Below are 1,795 nucleotides of genomic sequence, written 5' to 3'. Positions count from 1 at the left end.
TCAGACAAGGGAGGAACTTCTTGTTTTGCTTCAGCCATCACCTCCATACTGAAGGCATCATCTGTAAGAATCATATCCAGATCAAAGGCTGCAGAATCTTCAGGGCTCAAGTTCCTTGTATGCGGAAAAGAAACCATTATACGAGAACTACCCTTTGAGAAAAGTGCAACATTCATTACAAGGTTTGCGGCCCGCTCCTTAACTCTTCCGCCCTGCACATCTCCTTCTTTGTTGGAATGATCCAGCACAATTACGGTCTTCCCAGCCACACCTAGTCTCCTGAACCATCCAAATACCTGCACTGCCGAATGCACATCGTTTTTTATCAATGAATACAGGCTGTCAAAAAACAATACATCATAGTCACCTAAAGCATCTTCAATTTTTTCCTGCCATTCTTCTGACTCAAGACTGATGTCAAAATTTTCACCTTTCGCATCCATTCTTAAAAAAGTTTCAAAGGGATAATCTTCACTGGTATTTCCAGCTGCCGCCATAATCTTTTCGATTCTTTCTTTGCATTCATCTTCATACAACTCCCCATCAACATACAACACCCTTAAAGGCTCACCGGAGTTCCATCTGGCTATGGAATGATTCCCTACACCCAATGCATATGCCAAGCTGTAACCAAACCATGATTTAAAGGTTTTTTCCTCTCCATAAATTACAACCAGATCACCTTCTTTGATAATAGGATCAATCAGGGTTTTTCTTTTTATATTAGAACCAGAGCTTCTATTTTTTATGGTTGCCAAACCCTTAGCTGCAGGAGCCACATCAATTAAACCCTGCACTTCTTTGCCACGCCCTATGTTCTTAAGATATTCATCTGCTTCTACAAACTCAAGATTTCCAATCTTAACAAGTATTTCAGAACACCCTGCTTTCTTTAAGCTTTTTATGGCTTCTGGCAAGTGCTTCACATCCGGACTATCTTCTTGTAAATACAAACGAATACTATTACCCTCCAATGGACTCAGATCCGCATCTTTGATACCTGCAAAGCCATTAAAACAAGTTGTAAAAACATATGGACTAAATTCCGGTCCAAATATCGTACCCGATGATACCTTATCAAAATCACAACCAATATTTTTTTTACGAAAAATCCTAACAGCTTTATCATGAGAACCACCTGAAAAACTTGAAAATGCCTGCTTAGCCAACCGATCCGCTTCCATTTCATCAGAAACAAAAATAATATTCGAAACATAAATTTCTTGTGGATTTTTTGGAAGCAAATGAAGATTATAAAGACTGTAAGGCTTTTCAGGAAATTGCATCTGGGAAAAACAATTCCGATTATCATGGAACGCCCATAAAGTGTAATAAACTGGAACAATTAGTTTATCAGAAAGCTTCCAGAACTGAACTTCCTCTGTTTTTATTCCAGAACTTGTATAGTAAGTTAATACCTCACACGGATTACCTTCAAAAATATCAAACAAAAAAAAATCATGATCTTTTAAAGGAACCTTTATCTGCCGACACCACCTCTTCCTTTTATCATCATCGAACTTATGGGATGAAAGACTATCTCCGTATTTCTGAATAATATCCATGGCCTTGGTCATATCTTTGCCAGTTACATATGAATACAAACTCCATAAGCCAGCACCATATTTTTTATTATGCTCATCATACCAGCCACCAAAAGGTATAACAACAACACCTTTATTTTTCTCTTTCAATATACATTTTTTAAAACAAACTGTTATCTTAAACAGTAAACAAACCGGATTATCACCATTCTTAGAAATAACCGCTATATTACCCGTCTTAAAAAACATTC

Annotated in this window: 1 protein-coding gene; it reads right to left on the bottom strand. The window is 37.3% G+C overall.

All coding sequences use genetic code 11. From position 1 onward, the window contains the following. The coding region (locus tag LZ24_RS16925; RefSeq protein WP_144686888.1) for an AAA family ATPase at nt 1-1,795 on the bottom strand (1,795 nt) is incomplete at both ends.

It is taken from the genome of Desulfobotulus alkaliphilus (genome assembly GCF_007830435.1).
Taxonomy (GTDB): domain Bacteria; phylum Desulfobacterota; class Desulfobacteria; order Desulfobacterales; family ASO4-4; genus Desulfobotulus; species Desulfobotulus alkaliphilus.
This window is presented reverse-complemented; position numbering and strand designations above follow the sequence as displayed.